The sequence below is a fragment of the Vibrio sp. D173a genome, from assembly GCF_030248475.1.
In genome coordinates this window covers 1-766 of sequence record NZ_JAHGAH010000909.1, presented here as the reverse complement: position 1 = coordinate 766, position 766 = coordinate 1, and the positions used below count along the sequence as shown (strand labels likewise).

General features: G+C 50.1%; 1 protein-coding gene. It reads left to right on the top strand.

Annotated features, from left to right (window positions below; genetic code table 11):
* Positions 1 to 22 precede the first annotated feature (22 nt).
* The coding region (locus KIV40_RS30200; protein WP_285352953.1) for a histidine kinase dimerization/phospho-acceptor domain-containing protein at positions 23 to 766 on the top strand (744 nt) is incomplete at its 3' end.

Here is a 766-nt window from a genome sequence, read left to right as displayed (position 1 = left end):
TGGATTAACCTCGAGCCTTTGGGTGGAAGACCGCGACCAATTAACGGTGCAGGCCGAGGGCGTATTTCAATTGCCTACGGTCAGCTATCTATTAATTGAAGACAGCAATCAAACCGTGATTGAGCTCGGTCAGCCGATTATTGGCCGAGCCTATTCAAAAACGTGGGACATGGTCTATCAGATGGGAGGGAAAGATTACCCTCTGGCAACACTGACGGTGCAGTCTGATCTTAATCTTATTCTTGATGACTTTGCCGACAGGGTACTCGTTTTAGCCATTTTTGAGGCCGTAAAAGTCTTCTTACTCTCACTCGTGTGTCTCACCGTGGTGTATCGCCTTGTCGTTAGACGTTTGATGACCATCTCTTCTCAAATCGATGAGCAAGACCAACAAGCCGGTCCACAAAAACTGGCGCCGATTGGTCATAGCTACTCTGACGAATTCACGACCCTAGAATACAGCTATAACCAGTCTATTGAGCGCATTCGTCAGCAGTACGAAGAGTTGAAGCAAGCCAAAGAGGTGGCAGAGGTTGCCAACCAGAACAAGAGTGAGTTCTTGGCGAACATGAGCCACGAGATCCGAACCCCAATGAACGGGATTATCGGCTTGTCGTCATTGCTGGCCGACATGGACAGGGCGTTAGAGGCGGGGGATATTCACTCTATGATCCTTTGGGGACCGCCAGGCACAGGTAAGACGACGTTGGCAGAAGTGGCGGCAAACTATGCCAATGCAGAAGTTGAGCGTGTGTCTGCGGTGACG